Origin of the sequence: Curtobacterium sp. B8, from assembly GCF_000333315.1 — a bacterium.
GTDB lineage: Bacteria > Actinomycetota > Actinomycetes > Actinomycetales > Microbacteriaceae > Curtobacterium > Curtobacterium luteum.
The window spans coordinates 1-18,066 of the sequence record NZ_BACW01000398.1; the positions used below are offsets into that span (position 1 = coordinate 1).

Consider the following 18,066-nt stretch of genomic DNA (forward strand, 5'->3'; position numbering starts at 1 on the left):
GCGGCGAGATGATCGCGCAGGTCGGTTCGGCGTGCGGCATCAGCCAGAAGGTCCTGCTCGTCCTGCTGCAGAAGGAGCAGGGCATCGTCACGACCTCGAGCCCGACGAGCTACATGTACCTGCACGCCACCGGCTTCGCGTGCCCGGACACCGCCCCGTGCGACCCGGCCTACTACGGGTTCGGGCAGCAGGTCTACGCGGCAGCGCTGCAGTTCAAGCGGTACCAGGCGTCGCCGACCTCGTGGGCGTACCAGGCGGGCCGGAACAACTCGATCCTGTACAACCCGAACTCGGCGTGCGGTCGGAAGACGGTCTACATCAAGAACCAGGCGACGGCCGGGCTGTACATCTACACCCCGTACACGCCGAACACCGCCGCCATGAACAACCTCTACGGCACGGGTGACAGCTGCTCGGCGTACGGCAACCGGAACTTCTGGCGCATGTACACCGACTGGTTCGGCTCGCCGACCGGCAACGGGAGCCCCTACGGCAACGTCGACGCCGTGACCGCGTCCTCGGCCTCGTCGTACACGGTCACCGGCTGGGCGGTCGACCCCGACACCACCAACGCCCTCCGCGTCGCCTTCTACATCGACGGCGCCGGGTGGAAGACGGTCACCGCGAACGTCGCCCGCCCCGACCTCGCCGGCTCGCTCGGCACCGGCAACACCCAGCACGGGTTCTCGGCCGAGCTGACCGGCGTGGCCCCCGGCTCGCACTCGGTGTGCTCCTACGCGATCAACCAGGGGTCCGGGTCGAACACGTTGCTCGGCTGCTACACCCGCACGATCACGAGCGCGGCCCCGAAGGGCGTCATCGACACGGCGACCGGCGGACCGGGGACGATCAGCGCGGTCGGCTGGGCGCTCGACCCCGACTCGTCGAAGCCCGCGTCGTACAAGCTCCTCGTGGACGGCACCAGCCGTGCCTCCGGGAAGACGACGCTCGTCCGGAAGGACGTCGCCGCGGTCTACCCGGGCGTGGGCACCACCCTCGGGTGGTCGCAGCAGCTCACCGGCATCCAGCCCGGGTCGCACACCGTGGCGCTGTACGTGGTCGACGCGCCCGGCACCGGCTACGTGAAGGTCGCGTCGAAGACCGTCTCGGTCACCGCGCCCAGCACGGGCAAGACCGGCGGGACCGGAGCGGTCCGCGGTGCCTACGAGTCGGCGACCGGCGGCGCGGGCACGATCACGCTGAAGGGCTGGGCGATCGACCCGGACGTGTGGGATCCGGTCAAGTACCTGCTCCACGTCGACGGCGCCCGCAAGACCGGCACCGCCGACGCCACTCGGACCGACATCGAGGCGAAGAACAAGGACTGGGGCTCGGACGTCGGGCTGTCGGTGCGGCTGACCGGCCTCAGCGCGGGCAAGCACACCGTCCGCGTCTACTACCAGGACCTCCCGAGCGCCACGTGGGTCAGCTTCGGCACGAAGACGGTCACCGTGACGTCGGCGACGTCGACCGCGCCCTCCGGTCACACCGGGACGACCGGCAACTCGGGCACCGTGACCGGTGCGTTCGAGTCCGTCAGCGGTGGCGTGCACAGCGCGACCCTGGGGGGTTGGGCGATCGACCCGGACGTGTGGGACCCGGTGCAGTACCTGCTGCACGTCGACGGCGTGCGCGGCGCGACGGGGACGGCGAACGCCGTGCGGACCGACGTCGAGGCCGTGCACCCCGGGTGGGGCTCGGACGTCGGCCTGTCGGTGAAGCTCACCGGCCTCACGGCCGGGGCGCACACCGTCCGTGTCTACTTCCAGGACAAGCCGAGCGGGACGTGGAAGAGCTTCGGCACGAAGACGGTCACCGTCGTCGACCCGCCCACGACCGGCGCCACCGGCAAGACCGGCGCCGTGCGGGGCGCGTACGAGTCGGCGACCGCCGGGACCGGCACGGTCCGGCTGTCGGGCTGGGCGATCGACCCCGACCGCTGGGACCCCGTGCGGTACCTGCTGCACGTCGACGGGGTGCGCGCCGGCTCCGGGGTCGCCAACGCCGTGCGGACCGACGTGCAGAAGGTGCACCCGGACTGGGGCTCGGACGTCGGGCTCGCCGTGACGCTGACCGGGCTGACCCCGGGCAAGCACACCGTCCGCGTCTACTACGAGGACCTGCCGCGCGGCACCTGGGTGAGCTTCGGCACCAAGACGGTGACCGTCAAGTAGGGACGGTCACCCCCTGACGGACGGGAGGCGCNTCNCCNNNCGGTGACGCGCCTCCCGTCCGTCGTGTGGCCGTGCCGGACGACCGCACCGGCCGCGCCGGACGACCGCACCGGCCGTGCCGGTGGCGACCGGTCAGCGGCGCAGCGCGCGCCGCGCCACCCGGCCCGCGCCGTGCAGGAGGCGGTACTCGGGGGAGCGGGTGAGCCCGTCGAAGCGGGCCGCGATCTGGTCGCGCTCCGCCTCGGCGGCACGCCGTGCGGTGTCGTACTCGCCGACCTTCCGCTCGGAGGCGATCAGCCGCTCGTTGATGTCGTGGACGCCGGCGAGGTGGACGTCGCGGTCGTGCTCCGCCCGGCGCAGGGCCTCCCGCTGCTCGGTGGCCCAACGCAGGAAGGCGCTCCGGGCCCCGGTCCGGCCGGCGACGCGGGAGACGGCGGCGTCGAGCGACGGCCCGACCTGCTCCGCACGGGCACGGAACGTGTGGCGCTCGACGACGACGGCGCGGAGCCGTTCGACGAGCGCAGTCCGTTCCGCCGCGGGCATCGCGAGCACCCGCTCGAGGCCGGCGGCGTCCTCGAAGACCGGCACGTCGGCGAGGCCGAGGGCGTCGAGCCCGGTGACGCAGTCCGTCACCGGGAGAGCCCCGGCCGCGAGCGACTCGTACAGGCGCGAGTTGAGGGTGCCGTAGGCGGCGGCGGGCGCGATGACGTCGTCGACCACGAAGGCCGCCGCGCGGTAGACCTGCGGGAGCGCGAAGTACGACACCATCGGACGAAGCTCGACCCCGGCCGAGGCCTCGACGTGGTCGACGTTCGCCGCGAACCAGACGATCGGCTCGGCGGGGACGACCTCGGCGAGGACGTCCTGCACGTGGCGGCGGACGCCCCAGAAGTTGACCGTGGTGACCGCCCGGTCCGACCGCGGCTCGTCGGGCGCGGTGGTGAAGAGGTCGGTGTCGACGCCGATCGGGACGACCTCGACCGGGCCGTCGTACTGCGCGGACACCGCCTCGGCGGCGAGTGGCGAGGACGCCCAGACGGCGTCGAACTCGTCGAGGTAGGGCAGTGCCGCCCAGCGCTCCGTCCAGTTCCGCACCCAGGCGACGAGGGCGGTGCCGGTCGGGACGTGGCCGGGCACGAAGGACTCGATCATGCTGACCACGACCGCGGTGTCGTCCGGCACCGACTCGCCCCACCGCTCGAGCGGCCACACCGCGACGCCCCAGCCCTGCTCGCGGAGCGCACGGGCCAGGCCGAGCGCGACGAAGAGGTCGCCCTTGCCCTCGTCCGGGTCGGCGGTGGAGACGGCGAAGCGGACCGTGCCGCGGGGGCCCGTGGCGTGCTCGCCTGCCGCGATGGCGACGTACTCGTCGCGCAGGGGAGCAGGGATGGGCGTCGTCGGGATCACGGCAGTCACGGCGTCCATCTTGCACGACGCACAGGTTCGGACCCGGGAGTCACGGGGCGCGCCTTGTAGGGTGTCATCGGCCGTGGGCACCCCGCTGTCGGCCGCCGAACGACCGCGCGACGAGTGCGGGAGCTGCAGGAGGAACCGCGTGAGCGAGCGCAAGGCCGGAGTCGTCTCCGTCGTCCTGGTGAACTACAAGGGCACGGACGACACCCTCACGAGCATCGCGGAGCTCCGCAAGCAGGACTGGCCGCAGGACAAGCTCGAGGTCATCGTCGTCGAGAACGGGTCCGGGCCGGAGCACCTCGGCCGGCTCAAGGCGTCTGACCTCGACTTCACGCTCGTCGACGCCGGCGCGAACCTCGGGTTCACCGGCGGCTGCAACCTCGGCGTCTCGAAGTCCTCCGGCGAGGTCGTCGCGTTCCTCAACAACGACGCCCGTCCGGACACCGGGTGGGTGCGCGAGGCGATGGCCACGTTCGCGTCCGGCGCGGACATCGGTGCCGTGGCGTCGAAGGTCCTCGACTGGGAGGGCGTCAACGTCGACTTCACCGAGGCCGCGATGACCTGGTACGGCATGGGCTACAAGCCGTTCGCCGGGTCGCCGGACACCGGGCGCTGGGAGAGCGAGACCGACGTCCTGTTCGGCACCGGCGCCGCGATGTTCATCCGCGCGGAGCTGTTCGAGCAGCTCGGCGGGTTCGACGACCGCTACTTCATGTTCTACGAGGACGTCGACCTCGGGTGGCGGCTCAACCTGCTCGGCTGGCGCTTCCGGTACCAGCCGAAGTCCGTGGCGTTCCACAAGCACCACGCGTCGATGAACAAGTTCGGCGACTTCCGCGAGACCTACCTGCTCGAGCGGAACGCGCTCTTCACGCTCTACAAGAACCTCGGCGACGAGCAGCTCGCGGCCGCGCTGCCCGGCTCGCTCGCCCTCGTCGTCCGGCGTGCGGTCGGCCGCGGCGAGCTCGACTCGACCGAACTCGACCTGCGCAACCCCGGCGACGACAGCGTCCCGACGATCCCGGTGCCGAAGACGAGCATGGCGGGCATCTACGGTGTCGACCAGTTCGTCGAGCAGCTCCCGTCGATGACCGAGTCGCGGCGGCAGATCCAGGCGACGCGCGTCCGCAGCGACCGCGAGCTCCTGCGGCTCTTCGGCAACCGCGACGAGCCGGCCTACCCGATCGAGAACTACCTCGCCGGATACGACAAGATCGTGCACTCGCTCGGCGTGCTCGAGGTGGGCACCCGGCGCCGCGTGCTCATCATCACGGGGGACTCGATCGGCGCGAAGATGGCCGGTCCGGCGATCCGCGCCACCCAGATGGCGAAGCAGCTCGCGAAGGAGCACGACGTCCGCGTGGTGTCCCTGACCCGTTCGGAGCCGGTCGACCCGGCCTACGAGGTCGTGACGGTCCCGCACCGGCACCCGCGGCAGATGGTCGAGCACGAGGCCTGGGCCGACGTCATCGTCGTGCAGGGCCACGCGCTCCGCCTGTTCCCGGTGCTCGAGTCGACGCGCAAGATCCTGGTGGTCGACGTCTACGACCCGCTGCACCTCGAGCAGCTGGAGCAGGGCCGCAGCGACGACGTCGACAAGTGGAACCGGCAGATCCTCGACGCCTCGGACACGCTCAACCACCAGCTCGAGCTCGGCGACTACTTCATCTGCGCCTCGGAGCGCCAGCGCATGTTCTGGCTCGGCCAGCTCGCCGGCTCCGGCCGCGTGAACGCCCGCACGTACTCGCGCGACCCCGACCTGCGCTCGCTCATCGGTGTCGTGCCGTTCGGCCTCTCCTCGACCCCGCCCGTGCACGACGTGCAGCGGGTCAAGGGGGTCGTGCCCGGCATCGGCAAGAACGACAAGCTCGTCGTCTGGGGCGGCGGCATCTACGACTGGTTCGACCCGATCACGCTCGTCCGGGCGATCGGGCAGCTGGCCGCGAAGAAGCCGAGCGTGAAGCTGTTCTTCATGGGCGTGCAGCACCCGAACCCCGACGTGCCCGAGATGGACATCGTCGCGAAGGTCCGGGCCGAGGCCGACGCGCTCGGGCTCACCGGCACGAACGTGTTCTTCAACGACACCTGGATCCCCTACGAGGAGCGCGGCGCGTACCTCCTCGAGGCCGACGCCGGCGTCTCCACGCACTACGAGCACCTCGAGACCACGTTCTCGTTCCGAACCCGCATCCTCGACTACCTGTGGGCACGTCTCCCGATCGTCACCACCGCCGGGGACTCCTTCGGCGACCTGGTCGCGGCGGAGCGCCTCGGCATCGCGGTGCACGAGCAGGACGTCGCCGGGCTCGCCGACGCCCTCGAGACGGCGCTGTTCGACAAGAAGGCCCGCGCCGAGTTCATCGGCAACGTCGACCGGATCCGTGAGCAGTTCACGTGGGAGAACGTGCTCGAGCCGCTCGTCGAGTTCTGCCGGAACCCGATCCGTGCCGCCGACAAGTCCGTGCGCGACGCCGGCACCGCCGTCACCCCGCACGAGATGCGCGTGCGCGTGCCGGACCGGAAGAAGACCTACGGCGTGCGGCACGACCTCGGCCGCGCGGTGCACTACTTCCGCACCGAGGGACCGCGGGCCGTCGCGGGCAAGATCAAGCGGCGCCTGCAGAACCGGTGACGCTCGAGACCCCGACCGCCCTCGTCGTCATCCCGACGTACGACGAGGCGGAGAACGTCCGCGCCATCCTGGCCGCCGTCGTCGCCGCCGTGCCGTCGGCCCACGTGCTCGTGGTCGACGACGGCAGCCCGGACGGAACCGCCGACGTCGTCCGTGCCCTGGCCGCGGAGGACGACCGCGTCCACCTGCTCGAGCGGTCGGGCAAGCTGGGACTCGGCACCGCCTACGTGGCGGGCTTCCGGTGGGGGCTCGAGCGTGGCTACCCGTTGCTCGTCGAGATGGACGCCGACGGGTCGCACCCCGCCGACCGCCTCCCGGCGATGATCGACGCCGTGCTCGCCGACGACCGCGTCCTGCTCGCGATCGGCTCACGGTGGGTCGCCGGCGGCTCGGTCGTCGACTGGCCGCTGCGGCGCGAGGTGCTGAGCCGGAGCGCGAACACCTACGCACGGATCGTGCTCGGCATCGGCGTGCGCGACGTCACCGCGGGCTTCCGGGTGTACCGCGCCGGAGCGGTCGCCGCGATGGACCTCGACGCGATCGACTCGAAGGGCTACTGCTTCCAGGTCGACATGACGCTCCGGGTCGACGCACAGGGCGGCCGGATCGTCGAGGTGCCGATCCGCTTCCGCGACCGCGTGCACGGGGTCTCGAAGATGAGCGGCGGCATCGTGGTCGAGGCGATGCTCCGCGTCACGCAGTGGGGCGTCCAGCGGCGCTTCGGTCGTCGCCGCACGGCCTGACCGACGCCGACCGCGTGCCTGGTCGTCCCGGGCGCGCCTGGCTGTTCCGGGCGTTCCTGGTCCTCCCGGACGACCGGGAACGCTCGTCCTGACCGGTGATCGCGCTCGCGACGGGAAGGTGCGTGCGCGACCGAGGACCTGCCGCGCCGCACCGGCGGGACGGAGCCGAGCCGCGCCTCCAGGCCGGACCGCAGCGCCCGCGTCAGACGCGGGGGAGGTGGCGCCGCCACGACCGCCGACGTGCCGCGACCACGAGCACGGTCACGAAGAACAGCAGCCCGGCCCCGTGCAGGAGGTAGCTCTCGGCCGTGCTCGTCACCGCGAGCAGCACCAGCACGGCCGCCGGCCACACGTACGCCACCCCGGGGAACGTCGTCGCCGTGACCCAGGCCCGGGCGAAGGCCAGGAGCGCGGTGATCCCGAGGAGGATCGTGCCCGCGAGCCCGATCTGCAGCCACGCGTCGACGAAGGCGTGAAGCCCGGACGTGAAGCGCTGCCCCGCGGGGTCGATGAAGGTGACGTACGGGACGACCGCCTCCTGCGGCCAGGTCCCCACCCAGCCCCAGCCCTGGATCGGGAACTGCGCGGTGAGCGCCCGGATCTGCGCCCAGAGGTCGAGCCGGGTCGCGGTGCCGCCGGCCGCGCCGATCTCGGCGAGCACCCGGTGCCGGGCGACGACGCCGACGACGAGCATCGCGAGCACCACCACACCGAGCACGGCGTTCACGACCGGCCGTGCGCCGGGTCGGGCGTGCCGCAGGGACCACAGGGCCAGCGCGGTCACGGCGAGGGCGATCATCGCGAGGCCGGTGATGGGGGACTGCACGAGCATGAGCGCGATGACCGCGAGCGCGGTAGAGGCGACCGCCCGCCAGACGGAGACCGACCGCGTCAGGAACTCGACGACGAAGGTCACGAGTGCCATGGCCGCGATGAACCCCATGAAGTTGCGGGTGCCGCCGATGCCCTGGATCGGACCGCCGTAGGCGATGTCGCCGCGGATGCCGAAGGCGGGGAAGGGGACGTCGAGCACCAGCCCGGAGAGGACCTCGAGACCGAGGGCGACGACGAGCAGGATGCGCAAGGCGTCCCCGGAGGCGCGGATGACCTGCACGAGGTCGCGGCCGAGCGCCAGGTAGAGCCCGAGCCCGACGAAGCACACCGTGGCGGTGAGGCCCCGCAGCGCGACCCAGGAGTACTCGCTCCACAGGACGCTGAGCGCGCAGTACCCGACGAACGCCAGCAGGGACAGGGGGAGCACGCCGTGCCACTCGATGCGGTAGCGCTGCCCCAGCAGGCTGAGGCCGGCGAGCACGACGAGGGTGACGAGCACGGCCCAGGTCCCGGCGTCACCGACGAGCGCCGTGACCGTCGGTTCCCCGAACGCGAAGAGGACGATCACGGTCGCGAGCGCCTGGCTGAAGCGACCGCCGGCGGAGAACCCGATCCAGGCCGAGAGGTAGCGGCGCGCGAGCACGCGTCTCGTCACCCGGCTGTCCGTCACCCGTCCATCTTGTCGTACCTCGGCCGAGGGCACGCTCCGCTCTGGTCGCGCCCTCCATCCACGAAACGCGATATCGCCGTACCATCCAGTCGTGCAGCGCTGGCGCTCGGTCCGGACGGTCGGCGCCGCCGGGCTCGTCGGGGTCGTGGTGACGTTCGTCGGCTGGTGGCGTCTCGGGCCCGTCGCTGCCCGGACGGTGTGGGCCGAGGACGGCGGGGTGTTCTGGCGCGACCGTGCCGCGGTCGGCCCCCTCGACCTCCTCGAGCCGTACGCCGGCTACCTCCACCTCCTGCCGCGCCTGCTCGTCGACGTCGCATGGGTGTTCCCGGTGGCCCACTACGCCGTCGTGCTCTCCCTGGGGTCCTGCCTCGTCGTCGGCGGGGCGGCCGCGCTCGTCTCGGTCCTCGCGCGCGACGTGGTCCACCCCTGGCCGCTCCGCGCGCTGCTCGCCGCGGTCCCGGCGCTCCTGCCGCTCGCGCCGGTCGAGATCGCCGGCAACGCGGCGAACCTGCACTGGTACCTGCTCGCCCTCGCACCGTGGGTGTTCGCGTACCGTCCGCGCCGCTGGTGGTCCGCCGTGGGGCTCGCGGCCGTCACCGCGGCGGTGACGCTCACCGAGCCGCAGACCGCGCTCTTCCTGCCGTTGCTGCTCCTCGCATGGGTGCCCGACGGACCCGTCGGTGAGCGTCGCGTGGGCCTCCGGCCACTGCCCGTCACGGTCGTCGCGGTGCTCGGCGTGGCCGCGCAGGTCGCCGTGTCGGCCGTCACGCCCCGGCGCCTCGACCCGGGTGTCGCGTCGTGGCGCGACGTCGTCGCCGGGTGGTTCCTGCAGCCGTTCGGCGGACTCCTGCACGCCCGGGTCGGCGAGGTGGTCCGTGCGGTGCTCGACCACGGCTGGGCCGTCGTGCTCGTCCCCGCGGCGGCCGTCGGCGTGCTCCTCGTCGCGGCGGTCGCCGTCGGGCCGTGGCGGGCACGCGTCCTCGTCGTCGCGTTGACCGTCGGCTCGGTCGTCGTGTGGGCGGGTGCCCTCTGGGTGAACGGGGCGGACCGGCCGTGGTCCGGACCCGCGCCGGGCATGGTCGACGCGCCGCCCCTGCGCTACGGGGCCGCCAGCGGCCTCCTGCTGCTGTCCGCGATCGCGACGGCAGCAGGCGTCCTCGTCGCGTGGGGCGCCGCACGTCCGCCCGTCACGGCCCGGCCGGGAGGCGCGGTGCGGCTCACCGGGACCGCCCTCGGCTGGTGCGCGGTCGCGGTGGTCGTCGGCTCGGCGGTCGCCGGGACAGCGCCGGTCGCCCTGGACCACGAGCCGCAGCCGTCACGGCGGGCGGACGGACCCGAGTGGGCTCCGCAGGTCGCCCGCGCAGCGGCGTCGTGCCGTGCCGATCCGGCGCTCGCGTCGGTGCGGGTCGAGACGGCGCCGTGGGGGACCCGGATCGACTGCGCCCGGCTGCGGTGAGGGTGCGGGCCGTGCTGCGCCCTCGTCGGTCACGCTGCGGGGACCGGCGGATCGGCGGGTCAGTCGCGGAGCGCGCGCTCGTCCGTCGACGCCCAGCGGAACTCGCGGCGCGTCGGCGGGGTGCGCGGGCCGTCCCCGACGGACACCGGTTCGTCGCCGACGAGGACGATCCGGGACTTGATCGCGATGAGCGCGAACAGGATCCAGTTGCCCTGGTAGAGCAGCCGCGACTCGGCCACCGACTGCACGAGGAGCGCGACGACGACGAGCAGGGGGAACAGCGACACCGGGTCGAACGACCGCTGCTCGAGGCGCGCGTCGTAGCCGATCCTGGTCGCGCCGGCCCACCCCCGGTGCAGCGTGGTGACGACGTAGACGAGGAAGAGCAGGAGCCCGATGATCCCCGTCTGCATCCAGACGTCGAGGTACGCGTCGTGTGCCTGGAGGTACGTCACGCCCTTGCGGTGCGCGAGGTCCGCGAGCGTCGGGATGCCCGGCCACCAGTAGCCGATCCAGCCCCAGCCGAGCACCGGGTGCTGGTCGACGAGGCCGAGCACCTTCGCCCAGATCTCCCCGCGGCCGGTGGCGTCGGACCCCTTGCCGAGGAGTTCGGACACCGCGCCCCGCGCCACGAACCCGACGACGGCGAGGACCACGGCGACGAGCAGGACGACCAGGTAGCGCGGCGTGCGGCGCTCGGTCGGGGTCCGCCGGATCCAGAGCGCCACGACCAGGACGAGCGCGACGACGACGGCGGCCGCGGCGACCGTGGACGACCGGGTGAGCAGGAACACGACCGCGGCGACGGACAGCCAGCCGATCGCCCGGGCACGCCGGATGCGCCCCTCGGCCCACTGCACGGCAACGGCGACCGCCGCGAGGAGCGCGACCATGGCCAGCAGGTTCGCGTTGCCCGGCAGCCCCTGGATGCGGCCGCCGGTGAACAGCTCGGCGCGCGAGAAGTAGAACGCATCGGGGATCTTCGCGTCGCCGTAGTCGGTCCACACCGGCGCGATCGGGTGCCGGAGGACGACCGCCACGAACGCCTCGAACACGAGCGAGAGCATGAGCACCCACCGCATCGCGAGGCTCGTCGCGTCGAGGATGCGGCGCCAGCTCAGGGTCGAGGCGACCGCGAACGCCACCGCGGCGCAGACGACCTGGACGACGATGCTCGGCAGGGTGGCGTAGCGCCAGTGGGACCAGACGAGCGACAGCAGGCACCACGCGAGGAAGAACCAGAGCGACCGGGGGGTGCGGGAGATCGGCGGGCGGGCGCGGACGAGGATCGTGACGCCCCAGACGGCCACCGCGCCCCACAGGATCCCGGCACCGACCCAGGTCAGGGTGTTCGGCAGGGCGTCACCGGCGAACACCACACCGAGCAGGGTGCTCGCGAACGCGAACGCCTCCCGCTCCGGAACCGTCCCTCGTGCCAGCGGCCACGTGTTCGTCACCCCGTCAGGCTACCGTCGCGCGCCCGCCGGTAGGCTCGCCGCATGTTCCTCGGCATCACCAACACCCCGCGCGACTACGCCTGGGGGTCCGTCACCGCGATCCCGGAGCTCCTCGGCCGCACCGTCACCGGCGCACCCCAGGCGGAGCTGTGGCTGGGGGCGCACCCCGGCAGCCCGAGCGTCGTGGTGAACCCGGCGACGGTCGGTGGTGCCGACACGCTCCTCGACTGGATCGCCGCCGAGCCGGAGGCGGCGCTGGGGGCGGGCCGCACCGGGCTGCCGTTCCTCCTCAAGGTGCTCGCAGCCGCCGCACCGCTGTCGCTCCAGGCGCACCCGACCCCGGAGCAGGCGCGGGAGGGCTTCGACCGCGAGGAAGCGGCCGGCGTCCCGGTCGACGACCCCGCGCGGAACTACAAGGACCCGTTCCCGAAGCCCGAACTCGTCGTGGCGCTGAGCGAGCGGTTCGAGGCGCTGAGCGGCTTCCGGCCGGTCGCCGAGACCCTCGCGGACGTCGAGCGCCTGGACGCCGGATCCGGACGCCTCGGCCCGCTGGTCGCGCACCTCGGGCAGGGCCTCGAGGACACCGTCCGCTGGCTCGAGACCGCCGACGAGGGCGCGCTCGCGGTGGTCCGGGCGGTGAGCGACCTCGCGGCCGCAGTGCCGGACGACGCCGCCGGCCCGAACGTCCGCACCGTCCGCGACCTCGCCGAGGCGTACCCGGACGACCCCGGCATCGTCGTCTCGCTGCTCATGCACCGTGTGACGCTCCGGACGGGCGAGTCCATGTACCTGCCCGCCGGGAACATCCACGCGTACCTCGACGGGCTCGGCATCGAGCTCATGGCGCCGTCGGACAACGTCCTCCGTGGCGGGCTCACCCCGAAGCACGTCGACGTCCCCGAACTCCTGCACGTCCTCGACTTCACGGCGTACCCGGCGCCGGTCCTCGAGCCGGAGCACCTCGCGCCCGGGGTCGACCGGTTCGCGCCGGACGGTGTGGGCTTCGCGCTCGTGCGAGTCACCGGCGACGGCGGGCCGGTCGGGCTCGGCACGGGCGGCGTGGCACCGCTGCGCGGCCCCTCCATCGCGATCTGCACCGAGGGGGTGGTGACGCTCGTCGGTGCGACGAGCGCGACCCTGCTCCGCCAGGGGGAGAGCTGCTACGTCACCCCCGACGAGGGCGACGTCACGGTCGAGGCGGACGCGACCTCGGGCCTGACGTCCACCGTCTTCATCGCGACCGGCGCGTGAACTCGCAGCCCTGACGGCCCTGCCGACCCGGCCGGTCCGCTAGCGTGGCGAGCATGAGTTGGCTGGTCACCGGCGGTGCCGGGTACATCGGGTCCCACGTCGTCCGCGCGCTCCGGGGTGCCGGCATCGACACCGTCGCGCTCGACGACCTGTCGAGTGGCTTCCGCGCCTTCGTGCCGGACGACATGCCGTTCGTCGAGGGCACGATCCTCGACGGCGACCTCGTGGCACGGACGCTCCGCGAGCACGCCGTCACGGGCGTCGTGCACGTCGCGGGCTTCAAGTACGCCGGGGTCTCCGTGGAGCGCCCGCTGCACACCTACGAGCAGAACGTCACGGGCATGACGACCCTGCTCCGCGCGATGGCCGAGCAGGACGTCACGAAGGTCGTCTTCTCGTCGAGTGCGGCCGTCTACGGCACCCCGGACGTCGACACGGTCGTCGAGTCCACACCGAAGGCGCCGGAGTCGCCGTACGGCGAGTCGAAGCTGATCGGCGAGTGGCTCCTCCGGGACATGGAGGTCGCCCGCGGCTTCACCACGACGTCGCTCCGCTACTTCAACGTCGTCGGGTCGGGGGAGCCGGACCTCTACGACGCGAGCCCGCACAACCTCTTCCCGCTCGTGTTCGACGCGCTGCTCGCCGGGCGCACCCCGCGCATCAACGGCGACGACTACCCGACGCCGGACGGCACCTGCGTCCGCGACTACGTGCACGTCGCCGACCTCGCCCACTCGCACGCGGTCGCCGCGCGGAAGCTCGAGGCGGGGGAGCCGCTGGAGCGCGCCTACAACCTCGGCAGCGGCGACGGCGTGAGCGTCCGCCAGATCATGGACGCCATGGCGGCCGGCACGGGCATCGCCTTCGAGCCCGAGGTCGCCCCGCGGCGTCCCGGCGACCCGGCGCGCATCGTCGCGACCGGAGAGGCGGCTGCCCGCGACCTCGAATGGGCGATGCGACACTCCCTGGACGAGATGGTGTCGAGTGCGTGGGAGGCGCGCCGGAGCGTGTCCCGAGTGTGACCGGCTTGTCCCCCGAAGCCCGGACAGAACGCGGGCGACACGCCCGTACGGGGGACATGACACGCCGGAACGGTCAGCGGCTTCTATGATCCGCGACTTGACACCTGGCGAATGACACCGCTGTAATTACAGGCAACGACGGCAACTCGTCGTGGTCCGTCACGAGACGTCAGGGGTGATCAGGGTGAACGGTTCCGACTTCAGCGCCGGAGTTCCGGAGGACTGGCACGTCGACCCCGTGTCGCTCGGCGTCCCGGGCGTGCGGCGTCCCGACACCGACGACGAGGAGAACCCCCTCGCCTGGCAGGCGGACTCGCTGTGCGCGCAGACCGACCCGGAGGCGTTCTTCCCGGAGAAGGGCGGATCGACGCGCGAGGCGAAGAAGATCTGCACCTCGTGCGAGGTCCGGGCGCAGTGCCTCGAGTACGCGCTCGAGAACGACGAGCGCTTCGGTATCTGGGGCGGTCTCTCCGAGCGCGAGCGTCGCAAGCTGCGCAAACGGGCCTAGCCGCCCGACGGGAGGCCCGGACAACGTCCGGCTCACACCGTGCGGTGATGACCTCCACAGGTTCACGGCACGCCGTCGTCCGCGACGGAGCACGTGCCTCCAGACCGTAGAGTGACGCCCGTCATGCAGCCCAGTGCCTCCCAGCCCCGTGTCACCGCGATCCTGGTCGCCGCCGACGGCGGCGACCACCTCGACCGCACCCTCGACGCGCTGGCCCGGCAGACCCGTCACCCCGAAGGGCTCGTCGTGGTCGACGCCGGATCGACCGACGGGTCGACCGCCGACCTCGCGTTCGGCGGTTCCGCCGAACTCGTCCGCCTCCCGGGGCACCGGACGTTCGCCCAGGCCGTCGCCGCGGGCGTGCGCGAGGTCCGCCCCGTGGACGCCGACGGGCCCGTCGACGAGTGGCTGTGGTTCCTCGGGCACGACAACGCGCCCGCGCCGACCGCGCTCGCCGAGCTCCTCACCGCGGTGGAGATCGCCCCGTCGGTCGTCGTCGCCGGACCGAAGCTCGTGCACGACGACGACCCGTCGAAGATCCGCGACTTCGGCGAGAGCATGACCCGGACCGGTCGCTCGCTCGTGCTCGTGCAGGACGAGCTGGACCAGGGGCAGCACGACCGCCACACCGACGTGCTCGGCGTCGCGGCGGCGGGCATGCTCGTGCGGCGCTCGGTCTGGGAGCAGCTCGGTGGGTTCGACCCGGCGCTGCCCGACGTCGACGCCGCGCTCGACCTCTGCGTCCGAGCCCGACTGGCCGGCCACCGCGTCGCCGTCGTGCCGGAGGCGCGGGTCACGAGCGCTGGCCCGGTGGAGGAGTTCGGCCGCAAGCGCCTCACCGAGGGCAAGCGCGTCCGGATGCACCGACAGGCGCAGCTGCACCGCCGCATGACCTACGCGCCGGCCGGGCTGCTCTGGCTGCACTGGCTGATGCTCGTGCCGTTCGCGGTGGGGCGGGCGGTCGGCCACCTCGTCGCGAAGCACCCGGCGGCCGTGAGCGGCGAACTCGCGGCGGCCTTCGCGGTCGCGTCGGGCGGCGGCACCGGTCGCTCGCGGAAGGTGCTGGCGCGGAACCGCTCCGTGGGCTGGGCTGCCGTCGAGCCGCTCCGAGTGAGCTGGCGCCGGGTCCACGAGCGGCGGACGACCTCCCGCGACGTCGAACTCGCGCGGGTCGAGGACGCCCCGATCGCCCGCGCCTCCTTCCTCGGCGACGGCGGCGTGTGGGTCGTCCTCGCGGCCGCGGTCCTGAGCGTCGTCACGCTGTTCCCGCTGCTCGGCTCGCCGGCCCTCACCGGCGGGGGACTCCTGCCGCTGTCGACGACGGTCGGACGCCTCTGGCAGAACGTCGGCTACGGCTGGCACTCGATCGGCACCGGTTTCACCGGCCCGAGCGACCCCTTCACGGCGGTGGTCGCGGTCCTCGGCTCGATCACGTTCTGGTCGCCGTCGACCTCGGTGGTGCTCGTGGTGCTGCTCGCGTTCCCGGTGTCGGCGCTCGGTGCCTGGTTCGCCGTCCGCAAGGTCACCACGCGCGTCTGGGTGCCGGTCGTCGGGGCTGCGCTGTACGCGATCGCGCCGACGCTCGTCGGTGCGGTCACGAGCGGCCACCTCGGGGCCGTCATCGCGCACCTGACGCTGCCGTGGCTCTTCCTCGCGCTCCTCGAGGCCCACCGCTCGTGGGCATGGGCGTCCGGGGCCGCGATCCTCTTCGCCGTCGTGGCGGCCTCGGCGCCGTCGCTGCTGCCCGTGCTCCTCGTCGCCTGGCTCGTCTCGCTCGTCGTCGGTTGGCGACGCGCGCACCGTCGGGTGTTCGTCCCGGTCCCCGCCGCGGTGCTCTTCCTGCCGCTCGTGCTCGCACAGGTCGCGCGGGGCAACCCGCTCGCCGTCTTCGCCGACCCCGGTGTGCCGTCCGCCACCCGCGCGCCCTCGGCCTTCCAGCTCGCGATCGGGCAGCCGGTGCCGGACTGGAGCGGCTGGCTGCAGGTGTCCGCGCCGCTCGGGCTCCCGGTGTGGGTGCTGCCGGTCGCCATGGCCGTCCTCGCGCTCCCGGTCGCCGCCGCCGCGCTCGGGGCGATGCTCGGGCACCGGTGGTCGGTCGCCGGCGCCGCACTCGTCCTGGCCCTGCTCGGGTACGCCACCGCGTTCGGTGCCACGCAGCTCGCGGTCACCGGCGTCGGGTCCACGACCACGATCGTCTGGCCGGGCAGTGGGCTCAGCGTCTCCTGGCTCGGGATCGTCGCCGCAGCCTGCATCGGGCTCGACGTCCTGCCGCGGACCGCTCCCGTCGCGGCACTCGTGGCGACGGTGCTCGCGGGCGTGACGGTCGCGCCGGCCTTCGCGGCCTTCTACCTGCAGACCGCCGCGATCCAGCCGACCAGCGGACGCGTCCTCAGCGCCTACGTCAACGCCGAGGCGCAGGCGAACCCCGACGTCGGCACGCTCGTCGTCGACCCGCAGCCGGACGGGTCACTGTCCGTGGCACTCGAGCGTGGTCAGGGCTCGACGCTCGACGACCAGTCGACGCTCGAGTCGACGGCGCTGTCCCTGAGCCGTGCGGGCGAGCAGCTCACCACGCTCGCGGGCAACCTGGCGAGCCGGAGCGGCTACGACCCGCGCCCGGCGCTCCGCTCGCTCGGGGTGAGCTTCGTCCTGCTCGACGACGCCGGCTCCTCGCCCGAGGCGCAGGCGGTGCACGACCGCGCCGCCGGGGCGATCGGGCAGAACGCCCTCTTCACCAGCATCGGTGAGACGCCGAGCGGCCAGCTCTTCCACTTCGACGGCACGGTCGACCGGACGTCCACCGGCTCAGCGGCCGCCCACGCGACGCACGTCGCCTACCTGGTCGTCCTCGGCGTGGTCTTCGGTGCAGCCGCCCTGCTCGCGGTGCCGACCGCGCCCCGCCGACGCCGTGCCACCTCGAGCCGCATCGAGGCCGAGGAGCCCGCGACCACCTTCGACGAGGAGCGCGACGAATGAGCGCCAGCACCCCCTCGACCGTCCGCCGCTGGCTCGTCCGCGGCACGGCCACCGCGGTCGCGGTCGTCGTCGCCGCCGGCACCGTGACGGCGGCGCACGCGCTCGGGACCGCCTCGACGCCCGGTCGTCCCGCCGGGCAGACCGTGACCCCCGTCGCCGCCGACGCCGAGCGCGTCTGCGCCGGCGACGCGCTCCGGCTGTCCGACGACGCCGGCAACGACGCCACGAAGGCCACCGCGGTCGGCAGCGCCACGATCGCGACCGCGACGACGGGCGACACCGTCGAGCGCTCGGACCTCGACGCGTCGGCCTCCGGCTCGAGCGATCCGCGGCTCCTCACCGCCCCGGCCGGCTCCACGACGCCGCAGGTCGCGGGCAGCAGCTACCAGAGCGTCTCCGACGGCGACCTCGTCGGTGTCGGCGCGGCGTCCTGCGACGACCCGGCGCAGTCGACGTGGCTCGTGGGCGGGTCGACCGAGACCGGTCGCACCAGCCTCATCACGCTCTCCAACCCGACCGACGTGAACGCCACCGTCGACCTGTCGATCTACGACGCCTCCGGCGAGGTGTCGGCACCGGGCACGACCGGCATCGTCGTCGCTCCGAACAGCCAGAAGGTCGTCCCGCTGTCCGGGTTCGTCTCGGACCAGGGGTCCACCGTCGTCCACGTCGAGTCGTCGGGCGGACAGATCGTCGCGCACATGCAGGAGACCGTCGTCCGGACGCTCACCCCCGGCGGGTTCGACATCGTCTCCGGCGGTGCCGCGCCGAGCACGTCGCAGGTGATCCCGGGCGTCGTCCTGAGCGGCGCAGAGGCCGCGCAGCGCGGTGACGACACCGCCGACGCGGCCCCGGTCCTCCGGCTCTTCGTCCCCGGCACCGCGACCGCCCGCGTCTCCATCGGCATCACCACGGCGGACGGTGGCGGCT

The 18,066-nt window shown here is 73.1% G+C and carries 12 protein-coding genes; 9 read left to right on the top strand and 3 right to left on the bottom strand.

Annotation, left to right across the window (positions count from 1 at the left end; translation table 11 throughout):
* Positions 1 to 2,174 (top strand): hypothetical protein (locus I59_RS22825; protein WP_049976565.1); only part of this gene is annotated, 2,174 nt, incomplete at its 5' end.
* Between the two features lie 132 nt (positions 2,175 to 2,306).
* On the opposite strand, the gene I59_RS10215 is transcribed toward I59_RS22825, so the two are convergent.
* Positions 2,307 to 3,590 (bottom strand): glycosyltransferase, encoded by a 1,284-nt coding sequence (locus tag I59_RS10215; RefSeq protein WP_148286163.1) that lies wholly within the window; start codon positions 3,588 to 3,590, stop codon positions 2,307 to 2,309.
* 139 nt (positions 3,591 to 3,729) lie between these two features.
* Here I59_RS10215 and I59_RS10220 point away from each other — a divergent pair, with 139 nt between their 5' ends.
* Together I59_RS10220 and I59_RS10225 are read left to right on the top strand one after the other, a co-directional pair.
* Complete coding sequence (locus I59_RS10220) at positions 3,730 to 6,219, top strand: glycosyltransferase (protein ID WP_022903785.1); 2,490 nt, start codon at positions 3,730 to 3,732, stop codon at positions 6,217 to 6,219.
* Complete coding sequence (locus I59_RS10225; protein ID WP_022903786.1) at positions 6,216 to 6,962, top strand: polyprenol monophosphomannose synthase; 747 nt, start codon at positions 6,216 to 6,218, stop codon at positions 6,960 to 6,962. The genes I59_RS10220 and I59_RS10225 overlap by 4 nt, the downstream gene beginning before the upstream one ends.
* A 202-nt stretch (positions 6,963 to 7,164) precedes the next feature.
* On the opposite strand, the gene I59_RS10230 is transcribed toward I59_RS10225, so the two are convergent.
* On the bottom strand, positions 7,165 to 8,466 hold the full coding sequence (locus tag I59_RS10230; RefSeq protein WP_148286164.1) for an O-antigen ligase: 1,302 nt from the start codon (positions 8,464 to 8,466) through the stop codon (positions 7,165 to 7,167).
* A gap of 91 nt (positions 8,467 to 8,557) precedes the next feature.
* Here I59_RS10230 and I59_RS10235 point away from each other — a divergent pair, with 91 nt between their 5' ends.
* A complete protein-coding gene (locus tag I59_RS10235; protein ID WP_022903787.1) occupies positions 8,558 to 9,922 on the top strand; it encodes a hypothetical protein in 1,365 nt (454 codons plus the stop codon).
* Positions 9,923 to 9,981: 59 nt separating this feature from the next.
* On the opposite strand, the gene I59_RS10240 is transcribed toward I59_RS10235, so the two are convergent.
* Entirely contained in the window at positions 9,982 to 11,379 is a 1,398-nt protein-coding gene (locus I59_RS10240) for an O-antigen ligase (protein WP_022903788.1), read from the bottom strand.
* A gap of 42 nt (positions 11,380 to 11,421) precedes the next feature.
* Here I59_RS10240 and manA point away from each other — a divergent pair, with 42 nt between their 5' ends.
* The 5 genes from manA to I59_RS10265 all read left to right on the top strand — a co-directional run.
* Positions 11,422 to 12,630 carry a mannose-6-phosphate isomerase, class I gene (gene manA, locus I59_RS10245; RefSeq protein WP_022903789.1) on the top strand — a complete coding sequence of 403 codons (1,209 nt, stop codon included), beginning with the start codon at positions 11,422 to 11,424 and terminating at the stop codon, positions 12,628 to 12,630.
* Between the two features lie 53 nt (positions 12,631 to 12,683).
* Positions 12,684 to 13,652 (top strand): UDP-glucose 4-epimerase GalE, encoded by a 969-nt coding sequence (gene galE / locus I59_RS10250; protein ID WP_031273578.1) that lies wholly within the window; start codon positions 12,684 to 12,686, stop codon positions 13,650 to 13,652.
* Between the two features lie 175 nt (positions 13,653 to 13,827).
* Positions 13,828 to 14,160 (top strand): WhiB family transcriptional regulator, encoded by a 333-nt coding sequence (locus I59_RS10255; protein ID WP_083882040.1) that lies wholly within the window; start codon positions 13,828 to 13,830, stop codon positions 14,158 to 14,160.
* A 123-nt stretch (positions 14,161 to 14,283) separates the two neighbouring features.
* Positions 14,284 to 17,136 carry a glycosyltransferase family 2 protein gene (locus tag I59_RS10260; protein ID WP_022903792.1) on the top strand — a complete coding sequence of 951 codons (2,853 nt, stop codon included), beginning with the start codon at positions 14,284 to 14,286 and terminating at the stop codon, positions 17,134 to 17,136.
* Positions 17,133 to 18,066 (top strand): DUF5719 family protein (locus I59_RS10265; protein ID WP_022903793.1); only part of this gene is annotated, 934 nt, incomplete at its 3' end. The genes I59_RS10260 and I59_RS10265, both read left to right, overlap by 4 nt.

What these genes read in the sequence shown, in the direction of transcription:
- galE (WP_031273578.1), top strand. Translation starts at nt 12,684, where the DNA reads ATGAGTTGGCTGGTCACCGGCGGTGCCGGGTACATCGGGTCCCACGTC.
- I59_RS10260 (WP_022903792.1), top strand. Translation starts at nt 14,284, where the DNA reads ATGCAGCCCAGTGCCTCCCAGCCCCGTGTCACCGCGATCCTGGTCGCC.
- manA (WP_022903789.1), top strand. Translation starts at nt 11,422, where the DNA reads ATGTTCCTCGGCATCACCAACACCCCGCGCGACTACGCCTGGGGGTCC.